Source organism: Pedobacter jeongneungensis, from assembly GCF_039538295.1.
In the GTDB taxonomy this organism is placed as follows: domain Bacteria; phylum Bacteroidota; class Bacteroidia; order Sphingobacteriales; family Sphingobacteriaceae; genus Pedobacter; species Pedobacter jeongneungensis.
The window spans coordinates 553,063-570,156 of record NZ_BAABBY010000002.1; the positions used below are offsets into that span (position 1 = coordinate 553,063).

A 17,094-nucleotide genomic window follows, 5' to 3' on the forward strand; every position below is an offset into this window, starting at 1 on the left:
TTTTTGGAAGAACAGGCGCCTGAAATGGCTATTTTTGTTTATTAAAGAGAAAATGATGAAAATAATACTGATGTTGCTGCTCAACCTATCGTGTTTACAGGTTTCGCAAGCCTTTAAACAGCCTGACGCCAAAGATTTATTGCATTTGAAATACGGTTCAGCAGCACAAAATCAGCTCGATCTTTTTCTCCCGGCAACTTACAATAAAAATACTGCTGTGGTTATATTACTCCATGGTGGTGCCTGGATGATGGGCGGGAATGAGTACACTGATAAAACAGCGAAGGATTTACGCAACCGGGGTTTTATTGTAGCCAATGTTGATTACCGTTATGTAAGTGAAAATGTAAATGGCAAAGATCTTCTTTCTGATATTGACCAGGCCTTAACATTTATACAGCGAAAATCAGTGGAATACCACTATAGATCAAAAGGTTATCACCTGGCCGGAATCAGTGCAGGCGCTCATCTGGCGTTGTTATATGGTTATACCAGTAATAAAGATATCAGATCCATTACTGCACTTTGCCCTCCTGTGCGCCTTGATGATCCCGAAACCATGAAAGCCCTTCAGAAAAACAATCTTGTTAAAAATGTTGAACTTTTAGCCGGAGCAAAATATATCCCGGATCAAAAAATCAGTGTAAAATTTACTGAGGTAAGTCCTTACAAATATGTTAAAACAATACCAACTTTGCTCTTTCACGGCGATAAGGATGAGCTGGTGCCGGATAATCAATCTAAATTTTTATTCAGGCTATTAACGGATAAAAAACTGATTGCCAGGTTTATCCCTATGTTGGGTAAGGGGCATGATTGTGGCATGAACCAACCTGATAGCGAAAAAATAGTGCTGGATGAAATACAGCGTTGGGTTAAAAAATATAATTAGTTTAAACAGGGTGAATGTAATTACTAACCAGCGATATTACCACTGGTTAGTAACCTTTATCATTATGCTTTTATAAAATCAAGCAGATCTTTATTGATTGTTTCGGCCTCTGTTGTAGGCATTCCGTGTGGAAAACCCGGGTAGGTAATCAATTTACCGTTTTTAACTAATTTTGCTGCCTTTACACCCGTAAGTTGATACGGAACAATCTGATCATCTTCGCCATGCAATATTAACACAGGCACATCAACGCTTTCAAGATCTGCTGTAAAATCGGTTTCAGAAAATGCTTTGATACAATCATAATGTGCTTTAATTCCACCCATCATGCCCTGGCGCCACCAGTTATCTCTCACTCCTTGCGATACTTTAGCTCCTTCGCGGTTAAAGCCATAAAACGGCAGTGTAAAATCCTGAAAATACTGTGGCCTGTTATAAGCAGTTCCCTGGCGGATTTCATCAAATATCTCCATCGGAATACCGTCTGGATTGTTTGCTGTTTTGGCCATAAGAGGCGTAACGGCACTAATCAGCACGGCTTTGGCTACGCGGCCTTTTCCGTGTTGAGCCACGTATCTGATTACCTCTCCGCCACCTGTAGAATGGCCAATGTGGATCGCATCCTTTAAATCAAGCGCAGTGGTCAGTTCTGCCACATCTGCCGCATAAGTGTCCATATCGTGCCCAAGTGCTGTCTGGCCCGAGCGTCCGTGTCCGCGGCGGTCATGAGCAATAACCCTGTAACCCTTTTCAAGGAAAAACATCATCTGTCCGTCCCAGTCATCGCCCGATAAAGGCCATCCATGATGGAAAACAATAGGTTGGCCTGTTCCCCAATCTTTGTAGTAGATTTCAGTTCCGTCTTTTACTTTAATTGTACTCATGCTGTGTTGTTTAATGTTATGGTGAATAAAGTTGATTAAAGCGCATCATCCTGAAAAAAGCGGCATCACAATCCTGAAAGCTTTTCCTGATCAGTTTAATAATACCCCGGCAAATCTAAATGCTTTGTTTAACGTTTAAATTTAGGATGTTCCGGAGGCAGGTTTCTTGATTATCAAAACTAATTAATTATGCTGATAGAAAAAGTATAGCAATATTAAATATCGGTGAATTTTTCTTTCAACCACACACAAACTTTCCGCTCAATTATACAACCTGCATCTCAAACAAACTCACGGGGTTTCCATGATAATGTGCCGGCAACTGATCTGTATTTGCTAAATCAAACAAGCCCAGAAAATCAAATCCCATTTTTGTATAATGGTTAATCAGGCCTTCGTTTTGGCCAACAGTATCCAGGCGTACGTAGGTTTTATCATTTGTCCTGGCATATTCTTTTGCCCAATCTACAATAATGGCAACCATATTTTGCCCTTTAAATTCGGGGTTGGTTGCTATGCGGTGAATATAAACAGATGGATCAGCATTTTTAGCTTCCCATATCTGTGGGTCATCAAATGTTGTTGCCCATACACACGCGGTTTTTCCATCAATGGTTATTTTCCATTGTCTATGCTCGTTTACCTCAGTTTCGACGAGTGAGGTTTCGAATTTTGGCCAGTGAAGGTTGTATTTTGTTTTCTGGAAAGCTGTAGCGCTTTCGTAAAGGCGAAAAATTTCTGAGATATCTTCCGCAGTACTATTGCTGATTTTCATATGATTTAATTTTTATGTTGAATTATTAGCGGGCAAATTTTTTAGAACCGGCAACACAGAGGATAATGCCTATGGTTACTGCCAGCATATTTAGGCTTACTTCCTCATGCAGCAAGGTTGCGGCGAGCGCCAGACCGAAAAAGGGCTGTAACAACTGAAGTTGCCCTACAGATGCGATACCGCCCTGCGCAAGTCCTTTATACCAAAAAATGAAACCAATAAACATGCTAAATAATGAAATGTAGGCTAAGCCTAACCAGGCACCAGGACTTACAGCCGATAACGAAACGGGTTTAAAAACAAAAATTAACGGGAGCATGAGTGGAAGGGAAATGACCAATGCCCAGGATATGACCTGCCAGCCACCAATGGTTTTGGTCAAACGCGCACCTTCTGCATAGCCCAATCCACAAAGTACAATGGCTGCCAGCATCAGCAGGTCACCAAGTGGTGAAGCATTAATGCCCTGATAAATGGCATAACCGATTACCAATATACTGCCCAATGCAGAAAAGAACCAGAAAATGGGTTTCGGCCGTTCTCCTCCGCGTAAAACAGCAAATATTGCGGTTACCAAAGGCAATAAGCCCAAAAACACCAGCGAATGTGCAGATGTGATGTACGCCAAAGCCAGGGCACTTAACAGGGGGAACCCGATTACTGCGCCAACAGCCACAATAATGAGCGATCCTAAACTGCTTTTCGCAGGGCGCTTCTCTTTAAGCAAAATCAATACAGCAAGTGCAAGTACACCTGCAATGGTTGCCCTCGCAATAGTTACAAAAACAGGGCTCATATCCATTACCGCTATTTTAGTGGCCGGCATAGAGCCGCTAAAAATTAATACACCAATAAAACCGTTAAGCCAGCCGCCCGAAATTTTTCTGGTAGCCAGGCTACCCGTTGTTGTGCTTATCATATCTAAAATTTACTTCACCAAAAGTGATAAAGAGAAATAAGTAAATACAGTATCAGTTTTGTATATTTGTATGGATACAGTTTGTTTATGAAAAAGGTTTACAGGTACAATGAAATTGCGGATGGAATAGCGGCTCAGATCAGGAACGGTATTTTGAAGGTTGGTGAAAAACTCCCTTCGGTAAGGATGCTCTGTAAAGAATATGCCATTGGGATGAACACGGCCAAAAGGGTTTTTTTAGAACTCGAAGCGCAATCACTGATCGATGCAAAACCTCAGTCTGGCTTTTTTGTCAGTAACCGGTCCGTTCAGCGTCTGCCACTTCCTGCAGTAAGTACACCCACCTTAATGCCCGGCAACAAAGAACCTGATGAACTGATTACCAAAGTGTATTCGAGCATGGGGAATAACGACATTACACTTTTTTCTATTGGTATCCCTTCCGGTAACCTGTTGCCTTTGGCAAAACTCCAAAAAGAAATTCTCCAGGCGAGCAGGTTATTGCAGGGCGGTACAGCTTACGAGCCACTTCAAGGCAATATTCAGCTCCGCAGAATGGTTGCCGTACGCTCTTTGGGCTGGGGAGGAAATTTGAGCGAAGACGATCTTATTACCACCAGCGGCGGAATGAACGCGCTCTCTTTTTCTCTGATGGCTTTGGCTAAACCGGGCGATACCGTGGCCATCGAAAGCCCTTGTTATCCGGGTATTTTTCAGCTGGCCATTAGTCTGGGCCTCAAAGTGCTCGAGCTGCCTACCCATCCGGTTACCGGTATCGAAATTGAAGCGTTGAAAAAACTGGTTTCGAAAATCGATATCTGTGTGCTTATTCCAAATTTTAATACTCCTTTGGGCAGCTGTATGCCCGATGAACATAAAAAAGAAGTGGTTAAATTGTTGGCCAAACACAACATTCCGCTGATTGAAGATGATGTATATGGCGATCTGTATTTCGGTACACAAAGGCCAAAATGCTGTAAAGCCTTTGATACCGAAGGGAATGTGCTGTGGTGTAGTGCCATTTCTAAAACGCTTGCTCCCGGATACCGGGTAGGGTGGGTGGCCCCGGGAAAGTATAAGGATAAAATAATGAAGTTAAAACTGGTACATGCCATTGCCACACCATCACTGGTGCACGAAGTGGTGGGCAATTTTTTTAAAAGCGGTCGCTATGATGTTCATATCCACCAGATCAGGCGCACGCTCATGGGCAATTACCAGCGTTTTAGCCATGCCATTGCCACTTATTTTCCGGAGGGAACGAAAATCAGCCGGCCACAGGGAGGTCTTGCCATTTGGGTTGAACTGGCGAAAGGTGCAGATACGATAAAACTTTACGAGCTGGCCATAAAACAGAAAATCAGCATTTCTCCGGGCCGGATGTTTACCTTACAGGAACAATATCAGAATTGCTTACGCATCTGTATGGGCATGCCCTGGACAGATGAAATCGATTTTAAATTAAAGCAACTGGGAAATTTGGCAAAAATGTGCTGATTTTGTTAGAATTATTTCACAGGTTTTTCCTAATCCTGATTACAGCAATTATTGTTAATGCCACGGCAAAGAAAACAAAGCCTCCATCAAACGAACAACCTTTTATGCTTCTGCTTGATGTGGATAGCGGTACTGCAGCAATAGCGGCGGTGGCAAAAGCATTAAAGGCATAACAAACTGGCAGAAGCAAGATTAAAAGCACAAAAAACCTTTTTAGATAAAACCCCATGGTGTTGAAATGACTATTTTACAAAGGTAAAGCAGCCATATCGGGATAAAAACGGAAAGTCGGTAAGAGGCCATAATTGCCCGCTGGATGTGCATGATCACTCCATAAGTTTATAGCTCTTATGTGCTAATTTTTTTGTTATTGTGTTGTTTGCGTTAATTAATGCTTTCCTGTTTTGTAGGTAATCCAAAGTACATCATTCTCTATTTGTTTCACTTTTTCGAGTTTTAATAGCGTAGCGCCATCTTTTTTTGTTTTTTCGTCGATTTCGAAAAGGGTTGAAGTTTTAATGGTTCCATCAGCTACAGGTAGCAGCAATTGGTGAAGTTCATCAATAAGGCCTTCGTTAAGAAAACTTCCATTGATACGGGCACCACCTTCGAGCATCAGTTTTTCAATGCCAAAAAGCTTACGTAGTTTTTTTAAAGCTGTTTTTAAATTGATTTCATCTTTACCCGCAAAAATGTACGAAACGCCAATGTCTTGTAAATGGGCAAGATAAGCATCTTTTACACCTTCGGTAAGAATGGTGATCACGTGGTCGCCCTGCATTGTTGATTTTTCCCAGCCAAGTTTGGCTTTACCATCTATGGCAATGGCAAATGTGTTTGATTGATGGGCTGAAACAAAGTCATTGCGGTCTGTTTTCTGCTGTCCTTTTTTTAACACCGGTTTTGCAAAACCGGTAAAATCTTTTTCCATGGTGGTACGGCCAACAATCCATGCGCCAACGCCAATTTCCTCATGGATTTTCTCAAACGTTCCCTTTAATACCTTCATTTTTGGACTATCGCCCCATTTCTCGCCCAGAATTTTTCCATCAACCGAGGTCATCATCAAACAGATTACGTAGGGTAGCTCGTTATTCATATGCACTTATCTTTTTTAATTTAATTCAACAAAAAAATATAAGTGTTGTTTGGGAATTGCCTCAGGTTAAGTATTAATGCCGCAAAATATTCTGGTTTAAACCGCCTCCGTAGCAGCTGCTACATGAAAAGAAAATGTTGAACCTTTATCGGGTGCACTTTCTACAGTGATGGAAGATTTATGAAGGTTGATGATGGTGGAGGCCAGGTAAAGGCCGATTCCGAAGCCGCTTATAAATTTAGTCTGTTCGCTGTTAACCCTGAAAAACTTTCCAAACATCAGCTTTTGGTCGGCGGTGGAAATACCGATGCCCTGATCGCTTACACTGATGAAAAAGTGCTGGTCTTTAGGTTGGCAGTTTATCGTAATTGTACCTCCGCTGGGCGAATATTTCTGGGCGTTGCTGATCAGGTTGGTGAGCACAAGCGAGAGTTTTTCCCTGTCCCCGTACACATAGGCTTCATCTGCACCCACATAAACCAGTATATGTTTTGCCGAAGCAATGCGGGCATCTTCCAGGTTTTCCTGGATGGCCTTTGCCATATCAAACCGGGTAGAATTAATTTTCATGTGCCCGTCCTCAAATTTCGAAATGCTGAGGAAGTCGGAAATCATATTCTCCATTTTTTTGGTCTGCAGTTCTGCCCTCGAAAGTGCCTGGGAAATAAATTCAAGTTCATCCTTTTTGGCCTTATGCAAAGCAACCTGGATGTAGGAGCGAAGAGAAGTTAATGGCGTTTTAAGTTCGTGGCTTACAAAACCGATGAATTCATTTTTCTTGATTTCGATATTTTTTTTGTCGGTAATATCCCTGGCAATTTTAGATAAGCCAACTACATTTCCGTTGCGGTCTTTAATCGGCGAAATGGTTAGCGAAACATTAATTAATGTGCCGTCTTTTCTAAGCCGCTCTGTTTCAAAATGATCAACCCTGATTCCCTGCCTTAACTGACCAAGTATATGTGGTTCTTCCTCAGCACGTTCAGGCGGAATGATTTTCATGATTGATCTGCCGATCATTTCAGATGCACTGTAGCCGAAAATCCTTTCAGCAGCATCATTCCAGCTGGTTACTATACTATTGAGGTCTTTACTTACAATTGCATCATCAGAACTTTCAATAATCGAGTGAAGTATTGCACTTCTTTCATCTGCAATGCGCAATGCCTCATTTAAGCTTTTGAGTTGGGCAATGTTCAGCCTCAGGTCCGATTCGCGTGTTTCGTACTCTTTAATGAGACCAAGGATTTCTGCAGACTCTTTCATAATTCCTTTCATAATATAGCCCCCAAGATAATGATATTTAATATTCAAATGCGAAAAATTTTGGCTGTTTAATATGGTTAAAGTGTCTTTAACCCGGATTTAGATCAACGGAGCAATTTTGTGCAGCAAAGTACCGGTTCCATTCATGCAGTAAAAGCCTGTAGATTTTGCCAGAAGTTAAGGTACTCTAAATTTAACAAAAAATTAATATGGATAAAATTTGTTTTGTGTAAACATTGTTTAGTTTTGCTAAACACTTTATTCTCTTTTGTACACAAAGGGAAATAAATACATAAATTAGATTTGAAATGAAGAAAAATAAAATAGCAATGGTGGTTTTTGATATGGCCGGAACCACAGTAAATGAAGATAACCTGGTGTATAAAACACTTCAAAAGGCAATTAATAATGCTGGTTTCGGATTTACTTTGGACCAGGTGCTTGCCCAGGGCGCGGGTAAAGAAAAAAAACAGGCCATCCGTTCGGTACTATCAACCTATGCAAATGTTACCGACGAAACGCTTACGGATAAAATATACGACGAATTTATCGTTGCTTTAACCAATGCCTACGCTACTGAAGATATTCTTCCCCAGCCAAATGCAGTAGAATTGTTTACTGAGTTAAAAAGCAGAAATATTTTAGCAGTACTAAACACAGGATATGATAGCGCTACGGCCAATTCCATTATCAAAAAACTGGGATGGAATGTGGGAAGAGAGTTTGATGCACTTGTAACAGCTTCTGATGTATCGCGCAACCGTCCTGATCCTGACATGATTGAATTTGCGATGAAAAACTTTAATATTACCGACAGTACCAGCGTGGTGAAAATTGGAGATTCGGCCATCGATATTGAGGAAGGACAAAATGCAGGGTGCGGCCTGAGCATCGGTATTACCACGGGAGCACATACTGCGGCACAGTTAATGGAAGCCCAGCCGGATCTGATTATCGACAACCTGATTGACCTTTTACCGCTCATTGATTAAAGATTTTATACATTTCTTCTACACCAAATATTAGCATTTATCAAAATGGATAAAGCCAGAATAGTAGTTTTTAACGGGCACGGGCAACCTATGGAAGTGCAGGTAAAAGATATTCCTGACCTCCGGAGAGGAGAAATCCTGATTAAAAACCTTTACACCACACTTTGTGGCAGCGATCTGCATACGTATTGTGGCTTAAGAAAAGAGAAAGTTCCTACCGTACTGGGGCACGAGATTGTAGGTGAAATTGTGGGTTTTGCTGATGGGCATGAGGAGAAAGATTACCTGGGAAATAAACTAAATACCGGCGACAGGGTAACCTGGAGTATTTTTTCTTCTGATCCAGAGTCTGCCATGTCAAAAGCCGGCATGCCGCAAAAAGGTGAAAATCTTTTTAAATATGGTCATGCGCAAATTACGGCCAATGATGCGTTACATGGAGGTTTATCTACGCATTGTATCCTTAAACCAGGCACAGCAGTACTCAAAATCTCAAAAGAAGTACCATTGCCGGTAGCTGCCATCATCAATTGTGCGGTAGCTACGGTTGCAGGGGCATTAAGGCTGGCAGGAGATATCAAAAAGAAAAAAGTGCTCATTACCGGAAGCGGTTTACTTGGTATGGTATGTGCCGCAATGTGTAAAGATGCAGGAGCCGGCCATATTCATATGGCCGATATTAATCCTCAACGGCTTGAACAGGCTTTAGCATTTGGCGCAAACGAAACTCATCTGTTAACAGGTGCTTCGGCGGGTTTACCGGAAGGAATTGAGCTTGCATTTGATATGAGCGGTTCGGCTGATGCAATGGAAAATAGTCTCGAAAAACTGGCCACCGGTGGAACGGCAATATGGATAGGTGCAGTATTTAATACCCGCAAAGTACAGGTTGATGCTGAATCGGTGGTGCGGCGGTTAATTACCATAAAAGGTTTGCACAATTATAATTTCGAAGATTTTGTTTATGCTGTAAATTTCATCAGTAAAAATCACCAGGTTTTTCCTTTCGAAAAAGTGGTATCGAAAGAATTTGTTCTTTTAAACACGAATGAGGCCTTTGCCTTTGCCGTAGCGAATAAACCGCTCAGGGTGGGTATTAATCTGGATCAACAGGAAGCCTTGCAAAATGGATAAGAAATTTAGGGTACAGCAATGGAAAATGCTGTTGATAACCATGTTCTGTTACCTGTTTTTTTATACAGGGAGGCATAATTTTGGCTGGGCTGCTAAAGGGATGGCGGCCGAATTGCGTATTCCATACACGGGTATTGGCTGGATCAGTTTTTCGATGCTGATGGGCTATTCCATCGGGCAGTTAATCAACGGAAACCTGGCCGATCGTTTTAGCGCACGTTTAATGGTTACGGTTGGCGCATACCTTTCTATCATCACCAATGTGGCCATTAGTTTTGCCAACAGCGGAACGCTGATTATGGTATTATGGGCCTTAAACGGTTATTTTCAATCGATGGCTTTTGCACCGGGTGCGAAACTGATTAATAACTGGTGGAGTGAAGAGGAGCGGGGCAAAGCTTTTGGTTTTTATACCATGGCTGCGGGACTTTCCTCAGTGGTAACTTACCTGCTCTCTATAATTTTATTACAACAGGGTTATGAGTGGCGGATGCTTTTCAGGTTACCGGTTCTTCTGTTATTGATTTCGGCTACCGCCTTTATGATTATTGCCCGCGATAAACCTACTGCAGCAACAGGTACTCAAATTGAAAAACAGCCCGAAGTAAGCTGGGTAAACCGTTATCGTTTGGTATTGAGCAATAAAAGGTTCATGGTGGCCTCACTCGGTTTTGGCTTTGAAAGTATGGCCCGTTATGGCCTTATTTTTTGGGTTCCGGTTCATTATTTGGGAGGCAACTGGAAAGATAATCCAGGCAATTTATGGGTCACCTTTTTATTACCCGTAGGCATGGCAGCCGGAGCGCTTACTTTCGGAATCCTGTCTGACAGTTTATTTAAAAAAGACCGGATTAAAGCCATTATCTTCGGCATGTCGGTAAGTGCGGTTATTGCCATTCTGATTTATATTGCACCGGTTCATAACCTGCTTTTGGGAGGCGTATTGATGCTGCTGGCCGGCTTTTTTGTATATGGTCCTCAGGCTTGCTTTTTTCCGCTCAGTCCCGATTTTTTGGGGAGTAGCCTTACCGGTACAGGCATCGGTTTTATGAATATGATCGCTTATCTTTTTGCCGCTTTCGGTGAGCCTTTACTGGGTTTTGCCATCGATACAACCGGAAATACCAACAGCATTTTTATCGTTATTGCAGTACTTTGCCTGTTATCTGCCTGTAGTGTAGGGGCAGTAAAGTATATGAAATTACCCACGGTTAAAACCGTTTAACCTAATCCGGTAGTCTCTGGATATAAGCGTTCTCTTAACCGGGAGCGCTTTTTTTTACACTTAATGTCTGGCAGGAGCATGCCGTTAGACTTTTAACAATTCTTGCCGGATAATATCCATAGCTTGTTGCCTTAGCTCTTCATTCCCGCGGTTTAAACTCAGCAAAAGTGTGGCTTTCTTTTTCAGGTATTTAGCGGCATGCTTTAAGTCGTACTTCATCATCCAGGCAATATTATCGATTAAATCGGCATATTTTACCGTTTGTGCTGCGGGACTTAGGGTTTGCAATCGCTTGCTTTCCATTTTTTTTCTTTCCTTTTTGCTTAAGTTAGGGTAAGCCGTTTTCGTAAAAACATCAGTGAGTTCAATTACATTAAATGTAATCAGTTCTGCTATGGCTTCAGGGTAGCCAAAATTCAATAAAGCGGCATTTAAATCAGCACTTGTGGTATTGGTATCTTCTAATAAATCATGACAAAGGCCTGTTTCGTAACCCCATTCTGTAGCGCCTTTTGCCAATAATGCTACTTTGTTTAAATGGTCGAAATAGGGGAGAACGGTACATTTAATCAGCTGATTTTTATGTTTATCTGCCACCCAGCTGGCCAGTTTTTCTGAACGCGTCATTTTTTTTTGCTTAATTATCCGGGTCTTTCCGTACACAACCATTTCTGCATGGCAGGATAAGGGGGCAGTTCATGAATTTGTGCTTGTTTTTCATCATAAGTCATGCCGAGCCATTGCAAAAGCGGCACTGCAATAAATCTCGACGCTTTAAAGTTCTCAATAATAGCGTCAGAACCATTTTTATAGCCATGTTCGTGAAATACCACTTTTGCATCGATGTTTAAATAAATACAGGCGGCGTAAGACCAGGCAATGGCCATTAATTCGCCGCCATCATGCAAATCTCCGCCGGGTAAATTGTCGCTCATATTTTTTCGGATATCAGGTGGCATACAAGCCAGGTGCCCGGCCTCATGTAAAATATCTCCCGGGTAAAGTAATTTCCCTCTATCGATAATCAGCGTTCCCGCCCGTAGTTTTAATCCTGGTAAAAAGGTTTCGCCTTCTATTTCTTCAAGGCTATAACCGATGCCGATATCGCGTAAAAAAGAGAGTATGAGGCTGGTATGATGTTCCATGTTAATTTAGATATTAGTCGCAAATTTAGGTTATAAAAAAGTAAAGTTATAAATCAGGGTTAAAAATTTGCAGTTTAATAAACTATTCCTAATATTACAAAAAATCATCCCAAATTGTCCAGATACATTCAGTTTAACCAACAATATGACGTTCAGTTACTCAAAAATGAACTTGCTATAGCAATGGCACTGAACTGGAAAGAACATTTTAATAAAAAAGATTACAATGGAATCTGGCAGAGTATTTCGCTACAATCAGCAAGTGGAAAAGAAGACGATATTTTTGCTAATTACGATGTAGATGGCTACAAAGAAACAGCCTTGTTAAAAAAGCTGCCTTATATCAAATCAATACTCAATTCGTGGCATTGTCCGAAAGAATCCATCAGGCTTTTGGCTTTACATCCGGGTGCTGAAATTAAGCCTCACCGTGACCGGGGGTGTAATTACGTTAATGGTGTGTGCAGGATCCATATTCCTATCCAAACGAATGATGGCGTTCAGTTTAAAGTAGGAGATGAATATTTAGTGCTTAATGAAGGTACCAGCTGGTATATCAATTTCGATGAAACCCATGCTATTATAAATAACGGCCAATCGGTAAGGGTGCACCTGGTGATAGATGCGCTGCGCAACAGCTGGACCGATGCGCTTTTTACTGCTCATGGATATGATATGGCAGCAGAGCAAAAGGAACAGCAGATGGATAGAGAAAGTACGCTGAAGGTAATAGCAGAACTGGAGAGGCTGAATACTCCGGCTTCGAAACAACTGATTGAAGACCTGAAAAAAAAGATCTGATGGATGGTTTGCTGAATTGGATTCCCTATAAATTCGAAAAACCCGATGGAACCTGGCAATTGCGTTGGATGGATCTTGCCGAGAGGCACATTGCCGAACCTTTTTTTGATGAAACTATTGCCATTTGTTTATCGAAAATGCGCGAAAGATCTGTGTATAATCCGCTGAGCGATACAGGTTTTTTGGCCGGGTCGTCTCGAGGAATAAATGCAATACCGCCAACAGCATTCATATTTCATGTATCGCGTTGTGGTTCTACCTTGTTAACCCAGGCATTGTCAATCGATCCGGCCAATATCGTTTATGCAGAAGCACCCTTAATTGATGAAATTTTAAGGGCGTTTGTGCAAGACAAAAATTTAAAGGAAGAAGAAGTTGAAAAGTGGTTTAAAGCCGCGGTAAAAATAATGGGGCAAAAGCGTAAAAGCCAATACCAGCAATTGTTTATAAAGCTTGATAGCTGGCACATTCATTTTTACCCTTTACTAAGAAAATGGTTTCCTGAAACGCCTTTTTACTTTTTAAGCAGAGAACCCGGCGCTGTTATTATTTCTCATCATAAAAGAAGGGGTTTACATAGTGTTCCCGGAATTATTGAAGCCAGTTTGCTTAAAATAGAGTTAGAGGAACGGCATTATAGCGATTTTAATTTCTTTACCGCTCAGGTACTTGAGGGTTATTATAAAGTGCTTTATGATTTGGTAATAGCAAATCATCCACTCGATCATTTTTATGATTATAGCTGGGGCATGGATAATTTGCTTAAGCATTTTTTTGCCTCCATAACAGCAAAAACGACGAATGAAAGCGAAATGAAAAAACGCTTAGGTTTTCATAGTAAATATCCCGGTCAGCCTTATCATAACGATATTAAAGTTGATCTTCCTGATTATCATCATGCTAATTTAGCCTACCAAAATTTTATAACGGCTCTTTAGGTAAAAGATTACCGCTAAATTAAGATTACTACTGCTTTTCCTGATCTGATTTCCCATTAAATACCCTTAAATTAAGTAAATAAAAAGTTACAATTCGGGTACTAAAAAGATAGTTGACTTGTAGTATTAATTGTTTTTTGGTGTAGAATCAATTAGTTTTTAACATTCCGTGATGTTTGAAATTAAATGTTGACAATTGTCAATTAAAAAATAATGGGCTAAAACCTTTTCCCTGATATAATTAAGCCAGTATTTAGCCAAAAATTAATTTTCAGAGGTAAAATACTTATTAATAGGGATTGTTTCGTATCATTATTTTGTCAGATATTTACATATCCAAATCATCCCAAACAAAATCCCATGAATCTTAAGAAGCGCTCTTTCTTAAAGAAAAAAGTTTTATCCGGTAATGGCCAAATTCTGGCTCATTCTTTTAATACACCTGTACAAACGGGTATTACCGAAAATACTTTCAGCCAAACCAATCTTTTAGTTAGCTATAATTTTTCACGCAACCTGCATTTTAACGCCGGTGAGGATACCGCGTCAAAATCTCTGCAGAAGAAAACTTATAACGAACTTATTTCCCCTTTATTGTTTGATGCTCGTGCATTTTTAAATTCTGATAAAAAAGACTTCAACAGTACTGCAGGAATGAGGGGGATGAGCCATGCGTTGAATCGCAGGTTCAGGATCTCTTACAGATAAGGTTATTAGCCATTCTACTTCTACAATCATTTTACCTACTGATCTACCACCATTTTAATCAATTTATTTTTTAACCATATAATTAAAAATCATGTCTACAGAACCATTTATTGGAGAGATTAAAATTCTAGGATTCAGCTTTGCTCCTAGAGGGTACATGACCTGTGCAGGTCAACTTTTATCAATTGCATCAAATACAGCCTTATTTTCCCTGTTAGGAACTGTGTACGGTGGAAATGGACAGCAAACATTTGGATTACCAAACTTACAAGGTCGCATGCCAATTGGTCAGGGACAAGGAGCAGGTTTGCCTTATTATACAATAGGTGAAGCATCTGGTACACCCACTGTATCGATATTAACATCGAATATGCCACCGCACGTGCATACACTAAACGCGCTTAAAATAAAGCAACAAGCTTCATCTGCAAATGCTGACGAATCATCTCCGGATGGTACTTTCCCGGCTGTAGCAACAAGTTCTATGTACTCGGGCAATGGTGCAACTCCGGGAACTTATACTGGTGGTGTTGAAGTTTCAGGTACTACTGATATTTCTGGTTCTGGCTTGCCGATTACAGTGATGAATCCTTATCTGGTAATTAACTATTCTATCGCCGTTCAGGGAATATTTCCAAGCAGAAACTAATAAAAATTATTAAAGGGGAGGGTTAAATCTCCCCTTTATATACTCCGTAAACATGCAAACAATAGGGATTTTATTACCCAGATCAACATATTATCAAACCATTGGATTTGATCTTTATGAAGGATTACGATTTGGATTAAAGCATTTGGGGAGAAGTGATGTTAAAATAGTTACCGAAAACATTGGTTTTGGTGCAGAAAAACAACAGTGTTACCGCAGTGCCGAAAAGCTTTTACTTGAAGAAAATGTTTCATTGGTGATTGCCTACATCGGGCACCGCATGGCACAATTGCTTCGGCCGCTTTTTCTTGCTGCCAACAAAATGCTGATTGTATTAGATGCAGGCGCTAATTTACCAGGAGAGTGGCCAGCCTGTCCTAATATTTTTTATCATTCCCTTCATAATGCTTTAGGTGCCTCACTTGCGGCGAAACAGGCAGCAGATGATGGCCTTAAATCAGCAGGTATGGTAACGGGCTATTATGATGGCGGATATTTACATACCTACAGTATTTCGAAGGCATTTGAAGAAACCGGAGGAAGCATTGCTTTTAATCATGCTACAGGTTATCGTCAGGATGAGTTTACCATGCTTCCCTTAAAACAGCATTTGGAGCAATTTCCTGACAGTGCCTTATTAAGTGTTTTTAGCGGCGATTTTGTTCAGTGGTATTTTAAAGCCATTAAAGAGTCTTTTGAAGGACAAAATCTGCCTGTTTATATGCCGCCGTTTGGCTTTGAAGAAATGATGCTGGCGGATGCAATATATCCAGGACAACATGTGAAGGGAATTGCGGCATGGTCAAAAAATCTAAGTTCAAAAGAAAATGAGGCCTTTATTCTGGCCATATCAAACGCAGGTAGAATACCCAACCTTTTTTCATTACTCAGTTGGGAAAGTGCGGCAATCGCTTTAAAAGTTCTGGAATTAATGGAAGCGAATAAAAATAACATTCAACAGATTGTGGCAGGGTTACAATCATTTGAATTTGAAAGCCCGAGAGGAACGATTTATTTCGATGCCAAAACCAACACCTCTATAGCGCCCCTTTACAACGCAACTATAGTACCTGATAATGAAGGGAAATGTGTTGTGCAGATAGAAAGTATGGCCAATGATGTACCCGATCAATTTAAAAAAATAGCTGGTTACGAACTCGATAATGCGATGTCGGCCTGGTATAATAGCTATACATGCATTTAACAATGGAAACACAAAAAAAGATATTGGTATTGTGTGGAGGAAAATTTGCTTTTCCAGCATTGCAATTACTTGCATTTGAAAATTTTATGTGCGGAATCGGCATAGGCGGAGCAAGTGAAACCATTGTAGATGCATTGGAAAGAGAATCGGAAGATAACAATTTAGGGTTTAAATCTTTTCCTGATAAAAATAGCATTTCCGAATTGAGGCAATGGATTGACGGTTTAAAACCCGATTATATATTTTGTATATCCTTTCCTTATTTAATTCCTGAAACAGTTTTATCATACGGTGAGCAAAAGTTTATCAATTTTCATCCAGGGCCATTACCGCAGTACAGAGGGGCAATGCCAATTTTTGAAGTGTTGAAAAACCAGGAAACTGAGACTGCTATCTGTACCCATTTTATGAATTCGGAATTTGATAAGGGCAACATTATTTTTAACGATCCGGTACCGGTTGAAGCTGAAGATACTTATGGGAAACTTACCGTAAAATTAAGTAACCGGATGGCTCATGTGGCACTTAACATGGCTAACATGTTACAGTTTGCCAGCAGCATTCCAAATCAACCACAAGATGAGCGCTTGTCTTGCTATTTTGAAAAACCCCGGTTATCGGATACCTACATTAACTGGAACCGAATGAACGCAGAAGAAATTATTGCATTAATAAATGCATGCAACCCATGGAATGCGGGTGCCGATGCCACACTACAGGGCGAACAGGTTAAAATAATTGCAGCCGAGCTATTGGATGAACCCCATGATCAAATGGCGGGCACAATAGTATCGGCAATTGATAGTGTACAAATAGCCTGTGTTGATAATCAACAGATTGCTGTAAGTATTCTCAGCACTGATTATGGAATCATGACGGCTTCACAATATATCACATTACACCCTGAAAAGGCAGGGATTTTCAATTGATTTTTTACAAAACAATAATTCAATTTTTAAACTCTGG

Annotated in this window: 19 protein-coding genes; 12 read left to right on the forward strand and 7 right to left on the reverse strand. The window is 40.6% G+C overall.

The features are described 5' to 3' along the window. Window positions 1-52 precede the first annotated feature (52 nt). Window positions 53-892 (forward strand): alpha/beta hydrolase fold domain-containing protein, encoded by an 840-nt coding sequence (locus tag ABD769_RS05950; protein WP_344850232.1) that lies wholly within the window; start codon window positions 53-55, stop codon window positions 890-892. 62 nt (window positions 893-954) lie between these two features. Here ABD769_RS05950 and ABD769_RS05955 read toward each other — a convergent pair whose 3' ends face one another. From ABD769_RS05955 to ABD769_RS05965, 3 genes are all read right to left on the reverse strand, one after another. Continuing rightward, window positions 955-1,776: an alpha/beta fold hydrolase gene (locus ABD769_RS05955; RefSeq protein ID WP_344850233.1), complete on the reverse strand. Its 822-nt coding sequence runs from the start codon at window positions 1,774-1,776 to the stop codon at window positions 955-957. A 265-nt stretch (window positions 1,777-2,041) separates the two neighbouring features. Further along, entirely contained in the window at window positions 2,042-2,551 is a 510-nt protein-coding gene (locus tag ABD769_RS05960) for a GNAT family N-acetyltransferase (protein ID WP_344850235.1), read from the reverse strand. A gap of 25 nt (window positions 2,552-2,576) precedes the next feature. Further along, window positions 2,577-3,470, reverse strand: a complete 894-nt coding sequence (locus ABD769_RS05965) for a DMT family transporter (RefSeq protein ID WP_344850236.1) — start codon at window positions 3,468-3,470, stop codon at window positions 2,577-2,579. An 87-nt stretch (window positions 3,471-3,557) separates the two neighbouring features. Between ABD769_RS05965 and ABD769_RS05970 the strand changes: the two genes are divergently transcribed. Continuing rightward, window positions 3,558-4,967: an aminotransferase-like domain-containing protein gene (locus tag ABD769_RS05970; RefSeq protein ID WP_344850237.1), complete on the forward strand. Its 1,410-nt coding sequence runs from the start codon at window positions 3,558-3,560 to the stop codon at window positions 4,965-4,967. 2 nt (window positions 4,968-4,969) lie between these two features. Next, window positions 4,970-5,140, forward strand: coding sequence for a hypothetical protein (locus tag ABD769_RS05975; protein WP_344850238.1), 171 nt, complete (start codon window positions 4,970-4,972; stop codon window positions 5,138-5,140). Between the two features lie 215 nt (window positions 5,141-5,355). Here ABD769_RS05975 and ABD769_RS05980 read toward each other — a convergent pair whose 3' ends face one another. Further along, entirely contained in the window at window positions 5,356-6,066 is a 711-nt protein-coding gene (locus ABD769_RS05980) for a dihydrofolate reductase family protein (protein WP_344850240.1), read from the reverse strand. Between the two features lie 96 nt (window positions 6,067-6,162). Then, a complete protein-coding gene (locus tag ABD769_RS05985; protein ID WP_344850242.1) occupies window positions 6,163-7,332 on the reverse strand; it encodes a sensor histidine kinase in 1,170 nt (389 codons plus the stop codon). A gap of 308 nt (window positions 7,333-7,640) precedes the next feature. Between ABD769_RS05985 and ABD769_RS05990 the strand changes: the two genes are divergently transcribed. Genes ABD769_RS05990 through ABD769_RS06000 form a run of 3 tightly spaced genes read left to right on the forward strand, consistent with a single transcriptional unit; the run spans window position 7,641 to window position 10,683 of the window. Next, complete coding sequence (locus tag ABD769_RS05990; RefSeq protein ID WP_344850244.1) at window positions 7,641-8,324, forward strand: phosphonatase-like hydrolase; 684 nt, start codon at window positions 7,641-7,643, stop codon at window positions 8,322-8,324. Window positions 8,325-8,369: 45 nt separating this feature from the next. After that, window positions 8,370-9,458 (forward strand): zinc-binding dehydrogenase, encoded by a 1,089-nt coding sequence (locus ABD769_RS05995; RefSeq protein ID WP_344850246.1) that lies wholly within the window; start codon window positions 8,370-8,372, stop codon window positions 9,456-9,458. Next, complete coding sequence (locus ABD769_RS06000; RefSeq protein ID WP_344850248.1) at window positions 9,451-10,683, forward strand: MFS transporter; 1,233 nt, start codon at window positions 9,451-9,453, stop codon at window positions 10,681-10,683. The genes ABD769_RS05995 and ABD769_RS06000 overlap by 8 nt, the downstream gene beginning before the upstream one ends. An 84-nt stretch (window positions 10,684-10,767) precedes the next feature. Here ABD769_RS06000 and ABD769_RS06005 read toward each other — a convergent pair whose 3' ends face one another. After that, on the reverse strand, window positions 10,768-11,310 hold the full coding sequence (locus tag ABD769_RS06005) for a hypothetical protein (RefSeq protein WP_344850249.1): 543 nt from the start codon (window positions 11,308-11,310) through the stop codon (window positions 10,768-10,770). Between the two features lie 14 nt (window positions 11,311-11,324). Next, window positions 11,325-11,828, reverse strand: coding sequence for a hypothetical protein (locus ABD769_RS06010; protein ID WP_344850251.1), 504 nt, complete (start codon window positions 11,826-11,828; stop codon window positions 11,325-11,327). A 114-nt stretch (window positions 11,829-11,942) separates the two neighbouring features. Here ABD769_RS06010 and ABD769_RS06015 point away from each other — a divergent pair, with 114 nt between their 5' ends. The 6 genes from ABD769_RS06015 to ABD769_RS06040 all read left to right on the forward strand — a co-directional run bounded on the left by ABD769_RS06015 (window position 11,943) and on the right by ABD769_RS06040 (window position 17,057). After that, window positions 11,943-12,629, forward strand: a complete 687-nt coding sequence (locus ABD769_RS06015) for an aspartyl/asparaginyl beta-hydroxylase domain-containing protein (RefSeq protein WP_344850253.1) — start codon at window positions 11,943-11,945, stop codon at window positions 12,627-12,629. Continuing rightward, window positions 12,629-13,567, forward strand: a complete 939-nt coding sequence (locus tag ABD769_RS06020) for a hypothetical protein (protein ID WP_344850255.1) — start codon at window positions 12,629-12,631, stop codon at window positions 13,565-13,567. The genes ABD769_RS06015 and ABD769_RS06020 overlap by 1 nt, the downstream gene beginning before the upstream one ends. A 360-nt stretch (window positions 13,568-13,927) precedes the next feature. Next, complete coding sequence (locus tag ABD769_RS06025) at window positions 13,928-14,275, forward strand: hypothetical protein (protein ID WP_344850257.1); 348 nt, start codon at window positions 13,928-13,930, stop codon at window positions 14,273-14,275. Between the two features lie 91 nt (window positions 14,276-14,366). Then, window positions 14,367-14,924 carry a phage tail protein gene (locus ABD769_RS06030; RefSeq protein WP_344850259.1) on the forward strand — a complete coding sequence of 186 codons (558 nt, stop codon included), beginning with the start codon at window positions 14,367-14,369 and terminating at the stop codon, window positions 14,922-14,924. 52 nt (window positions 14,925-14,976) lie between these two features. Then, a complete protein-coding gene (locus ABD769_RS06035) occupies window positions 14,977-16,128 on the forward strand; it encodes an ABC transporter substrate-binding protein (protein ID WP_344850260.1) in 1,152 nt (383 codons plus the stop codon). Window positions 16,129-16,130: 2 nt separating this feature from the next. Next, window positions 16,131-17,057 carry a methionyl-tRNA formyltransferase gene (locus ABD769_RS06040; RefSeq protein WP_344850262.1) on the forward strand — a complete coding sequence of 309 codons (927 nt, stop codon included), beginning with the start codon at window positions 16,131-16,133 and terminating at the stop codon, window positions 17,055-17,057. Window positions 17,058-17,094: the final 37 nt, after the last annotated feature.